At 67.6% G+C, this 17,217-nt stretch carries 12 protein-coding genes; 3 read left to right on the top strand and 9 right to left on the bottom strand.

All coding sequences use genetic code 11. The features are described from left to right. Positions 1–563: 563 nt before the first annotated feature. From ACVWZ7_RS06000 to ACVWZ7_RS05965, 8 genes are all read right to left on the bottom strand, one after another. Positions 564–1,826 (bottom strand): hypothetical protein, encoded by a 1,263-nt coding sequence (locus tag ACVWZ7_RS06000; RefSeq protein ID WP_456507271.1) that lies wholly within the window; start codon positions 1,824–1,826, stop codon positions 564–566. A gap of 141 nt (positions 1,827–1,967) precedes the next feature. Continuing rightward, a complete protein-coding gene (locus tag ACVWZ7_RS05995; RefSeq protein ID WP_456507270.1) occupies positions 1,968–3,038 on the bottom strand; it encodes a Gfo/Idh/MocA family protein in 1,071 nt (356 codons plus the stop codon). Positions 3,039–3,162: 124 nt separating this feature from the next. Continuing rightward, on the bottom strand, positions 3,163–3,870 hold the full coding sequence (locus tag ACVWZ7_RS05990) for an ABC transporter ATP-binding protein (protein WP_456507269.1): 708 nt from the start codon (positions 3,868–3,870) through the stop codon (positions 3,163–3,165). 2 nt (positions 3,871–3,872) lie between these two features. Continuing rightward, entirely contained in the window at positions 3,873–5,291 is a 1,419-nt protein-coding gene (locus tag ACVWZ7_RS05985; RefSeq protein WP_456507268.1) for an ABC transporter permease, read from the bottom strand. A 302-nt stretch (positions 5,292–5,593) separates the two neighbouring features. After that, the gene (locus ACVWZ7_RS05980) at positions 5,594–6,697 is read right to left on the bottom strand and encodes a sugar-binding protein (RefSeq protein WP_344364314.1); all 1,104 of its coding nucleotides are present in this window, start codon (positions 6,695–6,697) and stop codon (positions 5,594–5,596) included. A 65-nt stretch (positions 6,698–6,762) separates the two neighbouring features. Then, on the bottom strand, positions 6,763–8,031 hold the full coding sequence (gene mmsB / locus ACVWZ7_RS05975; RefSeq protein WP_456507267.1) for a multiple monosaccharide ABC transporter permease: 1,269 nt from the start codon (positions 8,029–8,031) through the stop codon (positions 6,763–6,765). A 30-nt stretch (positions 8,032–8,061) separates the two neighbouring features. After that, a complete protein-coding gene (gene mmsA / locus ACVWZ7_RS05970) occupies positions 8,062–9,642 on the bottom strand; it encodes a multiple monosaccharide ABC transporter ATP-binding protein (protein ID WP_116765958.1) in 1,581 nt (526 codons plus the stop codon). A 130-nt stretch (positions 9,643–9,772) separates the two neighbouring features. Then, positions 9,773–10,963 (bottom strand): ROK family transcriptional regulator, encoded by a 1,191-nt coding sequence (locus tag ACVWZ7_RS05965; protein ID WP_116765959.1) that lies wholly within the window; start codon positions 10,961–10,963, stop codon positions 9,773–9,775. 245 nt (positions 10,964–11,208) lie between these two features. Between ACVWZ7_RS05965 and ACVWZ7_RS05960 the strand changes: the two genes are divergently transcribed. Continuing rightward, complete coding sequence (locus ACVWZ7_RS05960; RefSeq protein ID WP_456509071.1) at positions 11,209–12,051, top strand: nitrilase-related carbon-nitrogen hydrolase; 843 nt, start codon at positions 11,209–11,211, stop codon at positions 12,049–12,051. Here the strand turns inward: ACVWZ7_RS05960 and ACVWZ7_RS05955 are convergent. Next, the gene (locus ACVWZ7_RS05955) at positions 12,030–13,817 is read right to left on the bottom strand and encodes a PucR family transcriptional regulator ligand-binding domain-containing protein (protein ID WP_456507266.1); all 1,788 of its coding nucleotides are present in this window, start codon (positions 13,815–13,817) and stop codon (positions 12,030–12,032) included. The genes ACVWZ7_RS05960 and ACVWZ7_RS05955 overlap by 22 nt on opposite strands. 112 nt (positions 13,818–13,929) lie before the next feature. Here ACVWZ7_RS05955 and ACVWZ7_RS05950 point away from each other — a divergent pair, with 112 nt between their 5' ends. Next, the gene (locus tag ACVWZ7_RS05950) at positions 13,930–15,468 is read left to right on the top strand and encodes an amino acid permease (protein WP_344364306.1); all 1,539 of its coding nucleotides are present in this window, start codon (positions 13,930–13,932) and stop codon (positions 15,466–15,468) included. Then, a complete protein-coding gene (locus ACVWZ7_RS05945; protein WP_456507265.1) occupies positions 15,465–17,174 on the top strand; it encodes a flavin monoamine oxidase family protein in 1,710 nt (569 codons plus the stop codon). Before ACVWZ7_RS05950 ends, ACVWZ7_RS05945 begins: the two co-directional genes overlap by 4 nt. Positions 17,175–17,217 lie beyond the last annotated feature (43 nt).

The following is a 17,217-nucleotide window of genomic DNA, read 5'->3' as shown; positions in this document are numbered from 1 at the left end:
TGTGCGCCACGGCGGCGCTCCACAAGAATAATACGGGGACGGGTATCGGCTGCCGTCACCCTGGGCCTGTGTCGGATGCGCCGTGGCCGGCAGCGGGCCTCTTTTGTTGACGGGTTTGTGTTGACGGGCCGCTCCTTCGAAGGCGCCCTACCGCCGGAGCCAGTGAATGCCGTTGGGTCCCCCAGCGGACCCAACGACCTCGCTCCGGCGGTCACAGGACCTCGAGGGGAGCGGGGCAGTGCATTACGGCGGGCGGGCCTTGCATCCGGCGCGCGGATGCTGGCCGGAGCGTTCCGGATGCGCGGGTGCGGGCAGCACTTCCGACGGCCCGGACATTGACGGTGCCGGCTCTGACTGTGCGGACTTTGGCGGTGCCGGGTTTGATGCTGCGGGCTTTGGCGGCGCAGCCGGTGACGGCGCTGACGGGATCAGCCCGTTGCGAATTGGGGTGCCGGCAACCCGGCGGCGGACGGTTGAGTCCATTGGGAAATCTCCTGGGTGACAGTTAACGGGCGCCAAGGCAGCCCGACGGGCCGTGCTCTGTGGAGACAGAGACGGCCCGACTAGTCAGGAGAAGAACCGGGATCAGCGCTAACGGCGGCGTATTCGTGCTGGAGCGGACCGGTGATGGGATCGGCTCCTGTTGTGGGCAGGCAGAAGTACAGGCCGGGCATCCAGGCAGCCGTTCCGACAGGCCCGTTGGCGGACTGACCGCTGCCGCACCCCGAGCCCGGAGCAGCCGGGAGCGCGTCAGGGGCAGGCAGGCCCGTGCCGCCATGCCAGGGGCTCGGACCGGGGGTGCCGGGGGAGACCGGCGGACCACCGGTGCCGGCAGGAGGTTCGGCAGGTGGGGCAGCGGCCGACTGGACGGGTGCCGCCGAAACGGGTTCCGACATCAGCAAACCGGCATAGGTGACCGGGGCAACCGCAGGGCGGTATGTCTGGAGCGGGCCGGGAGCCGGAGGACCTGCCAGAGCGGCGGGCGCTGGCGGTTCCTGTGATGCTGCCTTCACGCTGTTCGCTGGCGGGGAGGTGCCGACGACGGCCGCCGGCGGTGCTGCCGCTGTGCCGTCACCCGGAACGGCGGCGCCCGGAAGCACGCCCGGAACGATGGCGGCGGGGTCACCTGGTTGCAGTGGGGCCGGATCCACCGGAGCCGCGGGGACCCCGACCGGCGGAACAGTGCCCGTGCCTGGAACGGCCGGGTCCACTACAGGAGCGGCCGGGTCGACGGCGGGCGGAACCACCCCGGTGCCAGGAACTGTCGGATCCACTGCCGGGACGGCGGGATCCGCGGCGGGCGAAGTGGAAGGCGGGGCGGCGTCTGGCGCGGGGAGTGGAGGATCAGATACCGCCGGATCGGAGGCAGGAGGTCCGGGATCAACTGCGGGCGGTGGCGCGTCCGGAACTGGCGCGGCACTCCCAACGGCACTCCCAGCGCCTCCCTTAGCCGCCTTGTCAGCAGCGACCCGCGCGTCATCTGCGACGTCGTTCGAGGCGACGGTACGGGAAGCGTCCGCCGGGGCTACTGCCAGCGCAGGAACGGCGCCCGCGGTCCACGTGCCCGACGGGGCCGGGTCGGACTCCAGAGGCACCTGGGAGCCGTCGAGGGCGGGAACGGGGAAGTCGTCGGAATCCGCGCATTCGGCAGCTGCTACAGTCCCGTGCTCGTCGCCGGCCGGCCCGTAGATCGTGCACGCGTCGTCCGCCTGCGCGGCGGTGCCTGAGAGCGTCAGCCACGCGGCGCCGGCTAGGGCCGCCAAGACGACGCGGCGCAGGGGGCGGAGGCTGCGGCCCGCGCGGGAGGGCGACGCTGCTGGATCCATGCGCGCACCCCCGCTCCGGGAAGAGTAGACAATTGCCTACAGGGTAAGTCGGCCCCAACGGGCGAGTCCAGAGCAGCGCCGAAACTGTAGGCATACCGAGACACTGGGCCCCGGCCGGGTTCGCGGCCGGCGGGGGGGTCGTCAGTGGGCGTCGTTCGGGTAACTCACTCCGAGTTGCGCGCGTACACCGTCGAAGAGCCGCATGGTGTTCAGGGAGTCCTCCAGCGGCATGACCGGGCTCTCAGTGAGCCCCTGCTGGATGCAGCGCGTGACCTCGCGGAGCTCGTAGGTGTAGCCGCGACCCACCGTCGTGAACTGCTCCGTGCGCGGATCGTCGAAGCCAACCCTGACCAGCAGCTCCTTCGGGTTGTTGATGGAGCCGGAGGTCTGCAGGAAGCCCTTGCTGCCGGCGACGGTGGCAGTACGGGGCCCATGCGCGAGCAACGAGGAGGTCAGCTGGGCCTGCGCGCCGTGGTGGTAGCCGAGCGTCAGAGCGTTCTGGGCGTCCACGCCGTCGTCGTTGAGCCAGCCGGTAGCGCTGACTGTTTGCGGGAACCCCAGCGTGCCGAGCGCCCAGAGCAGCGGGTAGACCGTCAGGTCCAGCAGGGCGCCGCCGCCGTCCTTGGGCGCCCAAAGCCGGGAACCCGGCGAGTACGGTGCCGGGAAGCCGAGGTCGGCGCCGACCCACTTGACCTCACCGATCTCGCCCGAGGCCGCGATCTCGAACGCCCGCTGCATGCTGGGCAGGAAACGGCTCCACACCGCCTCCATAAGGAATAATCCGTTAGCCCGGGCCACCGCGATCAGCTCGGCGGCTTCCCGCGCGTTGATGGTGAGGGCCTTCTCGCAGAGTACGTGCTTGCCGGCGTTGAGGGCGGCGAGGGCGATCTCGTGGTGGTGGGCGTGCGGCGTAGCGACGTAGACGACGTCGACGGTGTCATCCGCCAACAAGCGGTCGTAGCCGTTCGCGCCGTCGTGGTCGCCGTAGGCGCGGACAAAGCCGTAGTCGGCCGCAAAGGCGTCGGCTGCCGCCTGGGTGCGGGAGCTGACAGCATGCAGTTCCGCATCCGCCAGAAGTTCGAGGTCGCGGGTGACCGCTGCGGCGATCCCGCCGGTGGCGATGATCCCCCAGCGCAGCCGGGCGCCGGTGGCGGTACGGGGGTCCTGGTCCGGCTGGCTGAACAGCCACGGCTTCGCGATGAGGGCAGACATGGTGCCATCTTCTCACCCACCTGCGGGAGGGATTGGGTTTTGGGGGCGGGATCTGCGGGAGGGATTGGTTCTTGGGGGCAAAAGCTGCGGGAGGATCGGAAGGGACCCGCCCGCAGCGCCGCCGTTAGCCGGTCACGGCCGCGGTCGCACGGGTCCGGGTCGTTTCCTCCGTGAGCCGGCCCTGCTGAAGCCGGAACCGCCGCTCGGTCTTGTTGGCCAGGGACCGGTCATGGGTGACGACCAGGATGGTGGTGTTGTGGTCCCGGCAGAGCGCGCTGAGGAGCTCGATGATGTGCTCGCCGGTCTGCTCGTCGAGGTTACCCGTGGGTTCATCGGCCAGGATCAGCTTCGGTTCGTTCGCCAGCGCCCGGGCGATCGCCACCCGCTGCTGCTCCCCGCCGGAGAGCCGGTTGATGCGCCGCACGTGCTTGTCCGGGTCGAGCTGGACCTGTTCGAGCAGCTGCCGGGCACGCTCGAGCCGGGCGGCCTTGCGCACCCCGGCAAACTCCATCGGCAGCATCACGTTGTCCACGGCCGAGAGGTTCGGGATCAGGTTGAACTGCTGAAAGACGAATCCGATGTCCCGGCGCCGGTAATTCGTCAGCTTGGCGTCCGGCATGCTGGCCAGGCTCACGCCGTTGACCACCACGTCGCCGCTGGTCGGCTTGTCGAGCGCGCCGAGCAGGGACAGCAGGGTGCTCTTGCCGCTGCCGCTCTTGCCCACGATCGAGGCCAGCGTGCCCTGTTCGAGCTCGAAGCTGACGTCGTTGACCGGCTTGATGGTCCGGTCACCGGATTTGAACGTGCGGACCAGGTTCTTCACTTCGATCATGGCTATTCTCCTCGGAGGACTTCGATGGGGCGGATGCGTGCGGTGAGCAGGGCCGGAACCAGGGCCCCGATGATGGCGACGCCGAATACCGCGGCGATGCCCGTGGCAATGATCTCGGGGGAGGCGCTCGCCGTGACGGAGGTCAGCAGCTGGCTGGCCCCGCCGAAGGCACCGCCCGGGCCGCCGGGGAAGCCTCCGGGGCCGCCGCGCTGGCCGGTAGCCGCAGTCGTGCTGCTGCTTGAGCTGATGAGGGCGCTCGCGATCCCGCCGCTGGCAAAGGACGCGATGGCCGCGCCCACCACGCTGCCCATGGCCACCAGCACGAGGGCCTCCAGCACGAACTGCAGTCCGATGGTGCGGTTAGGCGCTCCGATGGCCTTCAGGACGCCGATCTCGCGGCGGCGTTCGCGGACCAGCATGACCATGATCAGCAGGATGATCAGGCCGGCAGTGGCGAGGGCCGCAGCGAAGGCGATGAAGGAGATGTTCTTGACGCTGTCCAGCGAGCTGACGGCGGTCTGCAGGTTCCGCTGGCCCTGGGTGACGTCCGCCTTATCGGAGCCGAGTGCGGCCTGGAGGGCGGTCTTGGCGGCGTCGACGTTCTCCATGCTGTTGACCGTGACGATCATGGTGGACAGTTCGCCCGGCAGCGCCGCGAGGGTCTGGGCGGTGGGGAGCGTCACGTAGAGGGCGTTGTTGCCGAAGGCGGTGCCGGCGTCGAAGAGTCCCTTGACGGTGAAGGTCTGGTCCTTGATGGTGAATGTCGAGCCCACGCCCAGGCCGTTCTTCGTGGCCAGTGTGGTGCCCAGCAGGGCGCCGGTGGATGCGGCGGTGTAGTCGCCCAGGCCGGTGCCTTGCGTCAGTTGCAGGGCCTTGCCGGTGGAGTCCACCTCGGCGCCGATGCCCGTTGCGGTGACCGGCAGCGAGAACGACGGCGCGGCCTGGGTGGAGCCGGCAGTGCCGCTTCCGGAGGCCCCGGAGGCGGCCTGGTTCCGGTTCCCGAGCGTGCCGGCGTCGACTGCGGCGGTGAGGCTCGTGGTGACGGAGGTGGCCGACTGGCCTCCCGGGCCGCCCTGGCCTGTCCGTCCGGACGCGGCCTCGGCCGCGGCTTCGGCGGCGTTGCGCAGGCGCAGTGCCTTGGTGCCGACCACGCTGGTGACGTTGGGGACGGCGGCCGCGGTGGCCGCCTGCGCTGCGGTCAACGGCTCGCCGCCGCCTTCGAACCCCTGGCCGCCGGCCGGGTTGACCGTCAGGACCGTGCCTACGGAGGCATTGAGCTCGGCGACCTTGCCGGTGACAGCCTGGTTGGCTACGAGCATGGCCAGGGCAAGTCCGATTGCTACGGCCAGCACGGCCACCACAGCGGCGGTCCTGACCTTGTTTCGAAAGGCGTTGCCTACACTCCGGGCAAGAACGCTCACGGTACTCCTAATTTTTCTTGGGTGTCTCTTGCCGGACCCACTGTCCGGCGGCTGGTCCCACAGTGGTACGGGCTGCTGTGCGAACCTCCCGGTGAAGCTATGGATCCGCTGTGAAGCTCTCTGCCGCAGGCAAAAGGGAGCAGGCAAAAGGGAGCAGGCAAAAAAAGTAGAGGCAAAAGGGAGTGGCAAAACGCCGCAGGCAACACGAGAGCCCCGGCCCTCCCTTGCGGGGGAGCCGGGGCTCTCGTGTCTGGCTGGCGCCGGTGGAACCTGCGCCTAAGTCAGGAACTGCTGGTCAGGAACTACTGCTTGGTGATCGGTCCAAGTACCGGATCGTTGACATAGGCCGTGTGGACGTTCTCGGCGGTCACGATGACCGGCTTCAGCAGGTACGCGGGAACAACCTTGACGCCGTTGTTGTAGGACTTGTCGTCGTTGATCTCCGGCTTCTTGCCTGCCTGGATGTCGTTGACCATGGTGATCGAGTGCTCAACGAGCGCGTTGGTGTCCTTGTTGATGGTGGAGTACTGCTCGCCCGCCATGATGGACTTGACTGACTCAACCTCGGAGTCCTGGCCCGTGACAACCGGGATCGGCTTGCCGGCGGCCTTGACGGAGGTGATGATCGCGCGGGCCAGGGTGTCGTTCGGGGACAGCACGCCGTCAAGCGCGGCGCTGCCGTACGTTCCGGCGAGCAGGGTGTCCATGCGCTTCTGGGCGTTCTCTGCCTTCCAGCCCTGGGTAACGGCCTGCTCGAAGCTCGTCTGGCCGGAGAGGACCTTCAGGGTGCCGTCGTCCATCTTCGGCTTGAGGACGCTCATGGCGCCGTCGAAGAAGACCTTCGCGTTGGCGTCGTCGGGGGAACCGGCGAAGAGTTCGATGTTGTACGGGCCTGCCGGCTTCTTGGCCTTCATGCCGTCCAGCAGCGCCTGGCCCTGGAGTTCGCCGACCTTGAAGTTGTCGTAGGCCACGTAGTAGTCCACGTTTTCGGTGTTCAGGAGCAGCCGGTCATACGCGATGATCGTGGCGCCGGCGTCCTTGGCCTGCTTGAGCTGGGTGCCCAGCTGCGCACCGTCGATGGCACCGACGATGATGAGCTTGTCGCCCTTGGTGATCATGGCACTGATCTGGTTCTGCTGATCCGAAACGCCGCCGTTGGCGAACTGCACATCCGGCTTGTAGCCGGCCTTGGTGAGGCCGTCGTTGAACAGCTGCTCAGCCAGGACCCAGTTTTCTGAGGTCTTCTGGGGCAGCGCGACACCGATAGAAGAGCCCTTCGGGAAGGCCTCGCCCCCGGAGGAAGAACCGCTGGTGGTTCCGGTGTCGGAACGGCCGCAGGCTGTCAGCGCCAGTGCCGCAATTGCAGCGATTGCTGCTGCCTTTCCTGCTTTACCAATCATTCGCATTGCTTGGTTCTCTTTCTTTTGGTGGTGTGCGGAGAATTGTGGGATTCGGGATTCGGGGTAGCGGATCATATCCCCCTGGAGATGACCTCTTTGGTTTGGGTGGTCTCGTCGGCCTTGATCTCGCTGCTGCGGCCGAAGTTCTTCATCAGCATGCCGATGATCGACCGCTTGCCCTGCGACTTGTTGTAGACGTCGAACGCGACGGCGATCAGCAGGACCAGGCCCTTGATGATCTGGGTGAGGTCAGCGCCGACGCCCAGGAGCTGCAGGCCGTTGTTCAGCACGGCCATGACCAGGCCACCGATGATCGAGCCGATCACGGTGCCCACGCCACCGGTGACCGCGGCGCCGCCGATGAAGACAGCCGCGATGGCGTCCAATTCCCAGCCGACGCCGTCGAACGGGCCTGAGGCGGTGGACCGGCCGACGAAGATCATGCCGGCGAGGCCGGCCAGCAAGGACATGTTCATCATGACCAGGAAGTTGACCTTCTTGGACTGGACGCCAGAGAGCTCGGCGGCGTGTCGGTTCCCGCCGACGGCGTAGATGTGGCGGCCAATCACGGTCTTGGAGGAGATGAAGCCGTAGATGAGGATCAGGACGGCGAGGATCAGGCCCGGGATCGGGAAGGAGGTGCCCGGCCGGCCGGTAGCGAAGAGGTAGGTGGCGTAAAGGATGGCGCCGCAGACCAGGACCAGCTTGAGAACGCTGACCCAGACTTCGGGGACCTCGGCGCCGAGTGCCTTGGCGTTGCGGCGGGAGCGGATCTCGCTGAAGATCACGAAGGCGACGCCGAGCAGGCCCAGGACCAGGGTGAGGTTGTTATAGCCGGTTTTCGGGCCGATCTCGGGCAGGTAGCCGGAGCCGAGGTACTGGAAATCCGTGGGGACCGGGATGGTGTTCGACTTGCCGACCAACTGGTTGGCGCCGCGGAAGATCAGCATGCCGGCCAGCGTCACGATGAACGCTGGAATGCCGACGTAGGCCACCCAGAATCCCTGCCAGGCTCCGATCAGGATGCCCAGCCCCAGCCCCATCAGGACGCCGATGTACCAGGGTAGGCCCCAGTCACGGATGAAGAGGGCCACGCAGACGCCCACGAAGGCGGCGACGGAACCGACCGAGAGGTCGATGTGCCCGGCGATAATGACCAGAACCATGCCGATGGCGAGGATCAGGATGTAGGAGTTGCCGTTGAAGAGGTTGATGACGTTGCCCGACGTGAGCGTGCGGCCCTCCGTGAAAATCTCGAAGAACACGATCAGCGCAACCAGGGCGAAGATCATGCCGAATTGGCGGGTGTTGCCGCCAAAGAGCTTCTTGAGCGCGTTCATTGTTTCAGTCCTTGTGTCCGGGGTGTTCGGCTAGTTCTGGATGGTCTCAGAGGGTGAGGCGGTCTTGCGGGCGGACGTCATGAGTTTCATGAGGCTTTCCTGGCTTGCTTCGTCCTTGTTCAGCACGCCGGTGATGGCGCCTTCGAAAATCGTGTAGATCCGGTCCGAGAGGCCCAGCAGTTCGGGCAGTTCCGAGGAAATGACGATCACGGCCTTGCCCTGGTTGGCCAGGTTCTGGATGATGCCGTAGATCTCGTACTTGGCGCCGACGTCGATCCCGCGGGTGGGCTCGTCCAGGATCAGCACGTCCGGGTCGGTGAACATCCACTTGGCCAGCACGACTTTCTGCTGGTTGCCGCCGGAGAGCTTCGCGACGCCTTCCTCGACGGAGGGCGTCTTGGTCCGCAGCGACTTCCGGTACTCCTCGGCAACCATGTACTCCTTGTTGGTGTCCACCACGAAGTGCTTGCTGATCTTGCGCAGGTTCGCCGAGACCGTGGTGGCCTTAATGTCGTCCAGCAGGTTCAGGCCCAGGGACTTGCGGTCCTCCGTGACGTAGCCCAGCCCGGCGTCGATCGCCTGGCGGACGTTCTTGAGCTGCAGTTCCTTGCCATCCTTATAGACGTGGCCCGAGATGAAGCGGCCGTAGGAACGCCCGAACACGGACCGGGCCAGCTCGGTGCGTCCGGCGCCCATGAGGCCGGCGAACCCGACGATCTCGCCGCGGCGGACGAAGAAGCTGGAGTTCTTGCAGACCAGGCGGTCCTGGATCTGAGGGTGCCCGACGTTCCAGTTCTTCACTTCGAAGAGGACGTCGCCGATCTTCGGCTCGTGGTCCGGGAACCTGGATTCCAGGGTCCGGCCCACCATGCCCTTGATGATGCGGTCCTCGTCGACGCCGTCGGCCTTGACGTTCAGGGTCTCGATCGACTTGCCGTCGCGGATGATCGTGATCTCATCCGCGATCTGTTCGATCTCGTTGAGCTTGTGGGAAATGATGATCGAGGTGATGCCGCGGCCCTTCAGGCCGAGCATGAGATCCAGCAGGTGCTGGGAGTCGGACTCGTTCAGCGCGGCCGTGGGCTCGTCCAGGATCAGGAGCTTGACCGACTTGTTCAGGGCCTTGGCAATCTCGACCAGTTGCTGCTTGCCGACGCCGATCTCCTTGATGGGGGTGTCCGGGTCTTCCCGCAGCCCCACCCGGGCCAGCAGTTCGATGGACCGCTTCCGGGCCTCGGTCCAGTCGATCACGCCGCGCTTGGTCGGTTCGTTGCCGAGGAAGATGTTCTCCATGATCGACAGTTCCGGGATCAGCGCGAGTTCCTGGTGGATGATCACGATTCCGGCGTGCTCGCTGGCGCGGATGTCCTTGAACTCCTGGACTTCGTTCTGGTAAACGATGTCCCCGGTGTAGGTGCCGTACGGGTAAACCCCGGACAGGACCTTCATCAGGGTGGACTTGCCGGCGCCGTTTTCACCGCAGATGGCGTGGATCTCGCCGGCCTTCACCCGCAGGCTCACATCGGCCAAAGCTTTAACGCCGGGGAATTCCTTGGTGATGGAACGCATCTCGAGGATTAGCGGATCACTGTGCGTGTTGAGGGACGTCATCTGCCCTTACGCCTCCAATGCATGACTTCGTTGTCCGCCCCTGCAAACCGCAGGGCCGTCTGATGGAAAAGTAAACTGGATCACAGGCCTTGTCGTCAAGTCTTTAACGCAACGGCCCGATAACGAATGGTTAGTTCCGCCGGATTCCGGCGTGCTGGAACACCAAAGCCGTGGCCCCGAGAGCCTCCGCCCGGTCGCCCAGGGATGACATCGTGAGGGTAGTGGTCTCCCCGATGACCGGCACCGCGTGGCGGATCAGGCCGCGCCGGATCGGATCCAGGAGGAGCTCGCCGAGCCCTGCCAGCGGACCGCCCACCACAATGACTTCCGGGTTGATCAGGTTCGCCACGTTGCCCAGGGCGCGTCCGACGGCGAGACCGGCGTCGTCCACCACACGGAGTGTCGCGGAGTCCCGTTCCAGGGCTTTCCGGACGATGTCTCCGGGCGTGAGGGGCCGATCCTCGCCACGGCTCAGGAGTTCGATCATGGTGGTGGTGGAGGCGATGGTTTCCAGGCATCCCCGGTTCCCGCAACGGCAGATCAGCCCATGTTCGTGGATGGTGGCGTGGCCGATTTCGCCAGTGATCCCCACGTTGCCGTAGTACGGGACGCCGTTGAGGATCAGACCCGCGCCGATGCCCGAACCGATCTTGAGGAACATCAGGTTGCTGACGCCGCTGTGCGGCCCCCAAGTGACCTCGGACAGGGCGCCCAGATTGGCGTCGTTGTCCACGAAAACGGGCAGGTCAAGGGCTTCCTCGAGGCGTTTGAGGATGTTGATGCCCACCCATTCGGGCAGAATCGCGCCCTGCGCCACGGTGCCGGTGCGCCGGTCGATCGGGCCGGGAATTCCGACGCCGGCACCCACCAGGGCGCTGCGTTCCACGCCGCTGCTGGCGAGCAGCCGGTCCAGTACACCGACGGCGGCCTGGATGCCCTCCTCCGCGTGGTGGCCCAAGGGAAGCAGGACCGATTCCTCGGCGATCACGTGATAACTGAGCGAAGCCAGGACCACGCGCAAGTGGCGGCGGCCAAAGTCGATCCCGACGGCGACGGCACCGTTGCTGTTGAGCCGTACGTTCAATGCCCGTCGCCCGGAGCTGGTGATCGGCTCGGTCGAGGCCAGTCCGGCGTCCTGCATGATCTTGACGATGTTGGAAACAGTCGCAGTGGAAAGGCCGGTCTGGCGGGCCAGTTCCGCCTGGGTGGAAGGACCGGCGAGGAGGCATTCGATGATCCGCTGCTGGTTCAGATGCCGGAGCGCGGACTGCGATCCCGGGTTCTTGGTTCGGCTCCTCGTTGAGCGCGTTGGTGAGGGCATGCTATGAAGCGTGACGCATCCGCGGCTTGTAGTCAAGAAGTTAACGCATTGATAACGGTGCCGCAGGATTCCGGCGGCGCGAGCGGCCCTTAGCGCTTCCACGCTCCGCTGCCGGGACGTTCTGCCCTGCCCGCCGGACGGCCGGGCGGAAATGCACCACTGCAGGCCGTGTGGGCCGAAGCTACGCTGGGACAAGAGAGTCCGCAGCGGTCCTGCGGAGGTGCCCGGAAAATCTTGAGGTGGTAATGGTGCTGCTGGCCCTGATGCAGGCGAACTCCGCCGTGCTGGACATAACGGCGAACTGCGCCGCGGTGGATGACGCGGCGCGCACGGCGGCGGCCGCGGGGGCGCAATTGCTGCTGACCCCCGAGCTCTTCCCCGTGGGCTACGCGCCGGGCCGGCTGCGCACGGACTTCGACCCCGCCACGCTGCCTGCGCTCCGGGAGGCCCTGGCGGGGATCGCCCGGCGCCATAACATCGCCCTGGTCTACAGCCTGCCCGCCGTGACGCCAGCAGGAGGGTGGCACATCTCAGCGACTCTGGTCGACGAGTCAGGAGACGAACTGCTCAGCTACGGGAAAGTGCACTTGTTCGGCCCCGATGAGCGGGCTGCGTTTGCGCCGGCCGCCGCGGCCCCCGGCGTCGTGGAGTTCCACGGGCTCAAAACGTCGCTGGTTATTTGCTACGACATCGAATTTCCCGAGTCCGCACGGGCCGCCGCCGTGCGCGGTGCCGAACTGCTCCTGGTGCCGACGGCCCTCGCCGGCGGGTTCGACGCCGTGCCGAAGGTGCTGGTCAGGGCCCGGGCCCTGGAGAACCAGCTCACGGTCGCCTATGCCAACCACACCGGCGTGGAGGGCAGCTATGACTTCCACGGCGGCAGCATCGTGGCGGGTCCGGACGGAGCCGTCCTGGCCGAGGCCGGCCCCGGGGCGGAACTGCTGTTTGCCGAGCTTGGTGAACCCAGTAACGCCGCCGCGGACCCTGCCGAAGGGGCCGGCAGCGCAGACAGGGCGGACGATCCGGAGGCCGCCGTGGCGTATCTGCGCGACCGCCGCCCGGACATCTACCGTTCCTGGGACGTCTGACCGGCGGGCGTCCGGCCACGGGTCTGGGCGGCGGGGGAGCCAGCAGCCGGCGCAACGACGTCGGACGCGGCCGGCACCGCCGAGCCAGCCGGGGCGCCGGGCAGCTCCAGGCCGCCTAGGTACTGGAACGCTATCCACAGCTCCGCGCGGGCCTGCGCCTGATTGAGGTCAAGTCCCAGCAGATCGGTGATGATGCCGATCTGCCGGCGGACGCTGTTGCGGTGCAGGCCCGTGGCCTTTGCCGTGGCGTCCCAGCTGCCGTTCTCGCCCAGCCAGGCCCGCAGGATGCCGAGCAGGTTGTCGCGGCGTTCCGGCTCAAGCGCGAGCACGGGTGCCAGCAGGCGCCCCGCCAGCTGGGCCCCGGCCTCGGCGCCCAGCAGGCCCGTCACGGACCACGTAACGTCGTCCTCCCGGGCGCTCCGGCGGCTCGTGAGCACACGTTTCCGCAGCGAGGAGGCGCGCTGGTAGGCCTCCGCCAGGCCGGCGAATTCGGTGCTGCTGCCGATCACCAGGCTCCACCCGAGCCGTTCGACCTCGGCGAGCAGGGCGTCGTCGACCTTCAGGCGCGTTATGGCGGCAAAGCCGTAGTCGGTGAGCTCCACCAGTTTGGTGTCGAACAGCCTGCGCCACTCGAGCAGCTCCCGGACCGGGCCCTCGCCCGTGCGGCGCGGCGCGTCCGCCGTCCTGCCGCTGCCGGCGGCGGTGTCCAGCCGGAGGCCCTGAATGACGCGCAGCTGACCGGACCGGGTGGAGGAAATGCTTTGTGCCAGCAGGTCCTTCAACCCGGTGACGTGCCGTGCCGTTCCTGACGCCACGCTTTCCGGATGCAGGAGCAGCGCCGTGGCCAGCTGGCTGGGGGCCAGGGAACCGCTGGTGCGCTGGCGGACCAGCAGTTCCAGCAGGCCGACGGCGGTGGAGACAACACTGTTCTGCGCCGGGGTCAGCGCGGCGTCCGTGCCGATGACGAGAGCGCCGAGGTTGGCGTCCCGGGTGCTGCGCAGCGGATGCCCGAAGACCAGCGACGAGCCGGCGGCGTCGAACGAATCCATCTCCACCCGGGGACCGCTGCCGGCGAGCAGCCGGGTCAGCAGCGGCTGCAAGGCGGCTGAATCAACGCCCGGGGCGGCCGGGCCGCGGGCACGCACCCGGCCGTCGGCGCCGACCAGCACGGCCCAGACCGGGACGCGCTGCACGAGGGCGGCGAGGAGTTCATGTTCGGGGCGCGCAGACAGGACCGCGCGCATCAACTGCCGGTTGGTGTCCGCCAGTTGGCGGAAGGTCTTGGCGTTGTCCGATTCGAGGAGCCGGGAGAACTCGAGCCCCAGGGCGGCGAACGGGAGGTTCCCCGGGATGGACACCAGCGTCAGCTCCTGCCGCCGGCAGGCCTGGACCACGGTATCCGGCACGGCATCGAAGTAGGGTTCCAGGCCAAATCCGAGGGCACCGACCCGGGCCTCAACCAGCCGCCGCACATAAGCGTCCACCGCATCCTGGCTGCCGCCGTCGCCTACGAACGGCAGGCCGGCGGTGAGCAGGAACTCGCCGTCGAGCAGGTAGGGGGTCGGGTCGTCCAGCTCACTCGGCTCAACCCAGCGCAGCCGCCCCTCTCCGTTGCCGCCGTCGTGCAGGACCTTCAGCGCCGGAAGCTGGCCCAGGAACTGCGCCAGAGTGACGAAGCCGAGCCGCTCGGAGCCCTCAGCAGCCACGGCCGTGGATCCCGGTCTGGCCGCCCGGACGCCGGGCCCACCACCGGGTCGGCAGTGCATTAAGTCTCATGACTGAAGACTATAGGTCATTTTGCACACCCGTGAGAGGTGGCTCACAAGCCTAGGGTGGGTCAGGGGAAACCGACCACTACTGAAGATAAGGACGTCAACGATGACTGTGCCAACTCTGATCGGGGAACGCCCGCCGGCTGCCGCCGGCCGTCCCGGGCTCGCCGCCCAGCTCCTGCGCCGCAAGCCGATCGGGCAGCTGGTCAGCGAGGCCGAGACCGGGCACGGCGGCACGCGGCTGGTCCGCAGTTTCGGGGTACTGCAGCTGACCATGATCAGCGTCGGCGCCACGCTCGGCACCGGCATCCTGGTCATCCTGGGCGAATCCGTGCCGCTCGCCGGACCGGCCATCTGGATCTCCTTCGCCATCGCCGGATTCGCCGCGCTGCTCTCCGCCGTGTCCTACGCGGAGATGGCCGGCCTGGTGCCTGCCGCCGGGTCCAGCTACTCCTACACCTACGCGACCATGGGCGAGGGCATGGCCTGGATCTGCGGCTGGTGCCTGGTTCTGGAATACGCCGTCTCCGTGGCCGCCGTCGCGGTCGGTGCCGGCCAGTACGTCAACGAGGCCCTGGCGGTCTTCGGCCTCACGCTTCCGGACGCGATGTCGCAGCCGCCGGGAGCCGGCGGGGTGCTGAATGTCCCCGCAATCATCATTGTGGTGCTGGCCATGGTGCTGCTGGTCCGCGGTGCCAAGGAAAGCGCCTGGATCAACACCGCGATTGTCCTGATCAAGGTCGGCATCCTGCTGTTCTTCTGCGCCGTGGCGTTCACCGCGTTCAACGGCGGACACTTTGAACCCCTCATGCCGATGGGCGCCGCCGGGGTCTCGGCCGCGGCCTCACGGGTCTTCTTCTCCTACATCGGCTTCGACGCCGCCTCCACGGCCGGCGAGGAAGCCCGCAACCCCAAGCGCGACCTCCCGCGGGCCATCCTGCTCTCCATGCTGATCGTCACCAGCATCTACGTGCTCGTCTCCGTCGCCGCCATCGGCGCCCGACCCTGGGGCTGGTTCGACGGCACCGAAGCCGCCCTCGTGAAGATCCTCGAGGAAATCACCGGTCAGCCGTGGGTCGGCGTCGTGTTCGCCGTCGGTGCCGTGCTTGCCATCGCCAGCATCGTGCTGACCGTCCTCTACGGGCAGACCCGGATCCTGCTGTCCATGTCCCGCGACGGCCTCGTCCCCAAAGTCTTCGGCCGCGTCTCGCCCCGGACCGGCACGCCGGTTGCCGGAACCCTGATCGTGGGCACCGCCGTCGCGCTGACCGCCGGCCTCGTGCCGCTGGGCGCCCTCGCGGACGCCACCAGCATCGGCACCCTGTTCGCCTTCGCGCTGGTCAACGTGGCCGTCCTCTACCTGCGCCGCAACCGCCCGGAGCTCAAGCGCAGCTTCCGCGTCCCGCTCTTTCCGCTGACCCCGATTCTCGGCGCCCTCATGTGCGCCTACCTCATGGCCAACCTCGGCGCCGAGACCTGGGCGGTCTTCGGTGTCTGGATGCTCGTGGGCCTTGCCGCCTACTTCGGCTACGGCCGCAAGAACTCCAGGGTGGCGGCCCTGGGGCACGAGGAATACCGTGAACTATCAAGCCGCCAACCCGCCAACACCACCACAACCGAGGAACTGAAGGCAGAGATCTCATGACCACCGCCACCGAACTGCCGGCTACCACTCCGGCTACCACTCCGGCTTCCACCCCGGCCGAGGCGCCCATCACCATGCTGAACCCGGATTTCCCGTTCAGCTACGACCACTATCTGGCCCACCCGGACGGCCTGGGGTCCGTGCCGCCGGAACTGTACGGGACGGAGGTCGCCGTCGTCGGTGCCGGCCTGTCCGGGCTCGTGACCGCCTATGAGCTCATGAAGCTGGGCCTGCGGCCGGTGGTCTATGAGGCCGATCAGATCGGCGGCCGGCTGAGGACCGCCAGCTTCCCGTCCGCGCCGGGCATCGTGGCGGACCTCGGCGGCATGCGGTTCCCGGTCTCCGGGAAGGCTTTCTACCACTACGTGGACCTGCTCGGGCTGGACACCCAGGAGTTCCCCAATCCGCTGGCGCCGGCGACCTCCAGCACGGTGATCGAGCTCGCGGGCCAGAAGTACTACGCCGAGACCGCGGCGGACCTGCCCCCGTTCTTCCTGGAGGTCGCGGACGCGTGGAAGGCGGCCGTGAACGACGGCGCCCGGTTCGCCGAGATGCAGGAGGCCATCCGGGCCCGGGACACGGCCCGGATCAAGGAACTGTGGAACGCGCTGCTGCCGGAGCTGGACGAGCAGACGTTCTACGGTTTCATCGCCGGCAGCGACTCCTTCAAGCAGGCCGGCTTCGCCCACCGCGAGGCGTTCGGGCAGGTGGGCTTCGGCACCGGCGGCTGGGACACCGACTTCCCCAACTCCATCCTCGAAATCCTCCGGGTCGTCTACACCGACGCCGACGACCAGCACCGGCTCATCGCCGGCGGCGCGCAGCGGCTCCCCGAGGCGCTGTGGGAGCACGCGCCGTCGGGCATGGCGCACTGGCCGGACGGCACCTCCCTGGCGTCGCTGCATGCGGGTGCCCCCCGCGGCGCCGTGGAGCGCATCGCCCGCGACGGCAGCGGCGACTTCCGGATCCGCGAACGCTGGGGACGCGAGTCCGCCTACCCGGCGGTGGTGACCACGTGCCAATCCTGGCTGCTGTCGACGCGGATCCACACGGACGAAACCCTGTTTCCCGCCGAGCTGTGGACGGCGATCGAACGCTCGCACTACATGCAGTCCTCCAAGACCTTCGTCATGGTGGACCGGCCGTTCTGGAAGGACATCGATCCGGAGACCGGCCGCGAGGTCCTGTCGATGACGCTGACCGACCGGTTGAACCGGGCCACGTACCTGCTGGACAACGGCCCGGACCAGCCCGCCGTGATCTTGCTGTCCTACACGTGGAACGACGACGCGCTGAAGTGGCTCTCACTCGACGCGGACCAGCGTGCGGAGCTCATGCTGCACTCGCTGGAGCAGATCTACCCGGGCGTCGACATCGCCAGCCACATCGTGGGACAGCCGATCACGGTCTCGTGGGAGGCCGACCCTAACTTCATGGGCGCTTTCAAGGCCAACCTGCCGGGGCACTACCGCTACCAGCAGCGGCTCTTCACCCACTTCAAGCAGGACGGGCTGCCCGCCGAACAGCGCGGGATCTTCCTCGCCGGCGACGACGTCTCCTTCACCGCCGGCTGGGCCGAGGGTGCCGTCACCACAGGCCTCAACGCGGTCTGGGGCGTGGTCAACCACCTCGGCGGCCGGACACCGGCCGGGAACCCGGGCCCGGGCGAGCTCCTGCCCGAGCTGGGCCCGATCGCCCTCGACTAAGCAGCTCTGTGGACTAAGCGGCGCCTGGACGCAGCAGCCCCGT

Source organism: Arthrobacter sp. TE12232, assembly GCF_054062615.1.
Note: the sequence above shows the minus strand (reverse complement) of the source record. Positions and strands in the feature narration are given on the sequence as shown.

Excerpts from the sequence above, each read along its gene's own strand:
- ACVWZ7_RS05960 (WP_456509071.1), top strand. The coding sequence starts at position 11,209 with ATGGTGCTGCTGGCCCTGATGCAGGCGAACTCCGCCGTGCTGGACATA.
- ACVWZ7_RS05955 (WP_456507266.1), bottom strand. The coding sequence starts at position 13,817 with ATGCACTGCCGACCCGGTGGTGGGCCCGGCGTCCGGGCGGCCAGACCG.
- ACVWZ7_RS06000 (WP_456507271.1), bottom strand. The coding sequence starts at position 1,826 with ATGGATCCAGCAGCGTCGCCCTCCCGCGCGGGCCGCAGCCTCCGCCCC.
- ACVWZ7_RS05965 (WP_116765959.1), bottom strand. The coding sequence starts at position 10,963 with ATGCCCTCACCAACGCGCTCAACGAGGAGCCGAACCAAGAACCCGGGA.
- ACVWZ7_RS05950 (WP_344364306.1), top strand. The coding sequence starts at position 13,930 with ATGACTGTGCCAACTCTGATCGGGGAACGCCCGCCGGCTGCCGCCGGC.
- ACVWZ7_RS05990 (WP_456507269.1), bottom strand. The coding sequence starts at position 3,870 with ATGATCGAAGTGAAGAACCTGGTCCGCACGTTCAAATCCGGTGACCGG.
- mmsA (WP_116765958.1), bottom strand. The coding sequence starts at position 9,642 with ATGACGTCCCTCAACACGCACAGTGATCCGCTAATCCTCGAGATGCGT.
- ACVWZ7_RS05980 (WP_344364314.1), bottom strand. The coding sequence starts at position 6,697 with ATGCGAATGATTGGTAAAGCAGGAAAGGCAGCAGCAATCGCTGCAATT.
- ACVWZ7_RS05945 (WP_456507265.1), top strand. The coding sequence starts at position 15,465 with ATGACCACCGCCACCGAACTGCCGGCTACCACTCCGGCTACCACTCCG.
- ACVWZ7_RS05995 (WP_456507270.1), bottom strand. The coding sequence starts at position 3,038 with ATGTCTGCCCTCATCGCGAAGCCGTGGCTGTTCAGCCAGCCGGACCAG.
- mmsB (WP_456507267.1), bottom strand. The coding sequence starts at position 8,031 with ATGAACGCGCTCAAGAAGCTCTTTGGCGGCAACACCCGCCAATTCGGC.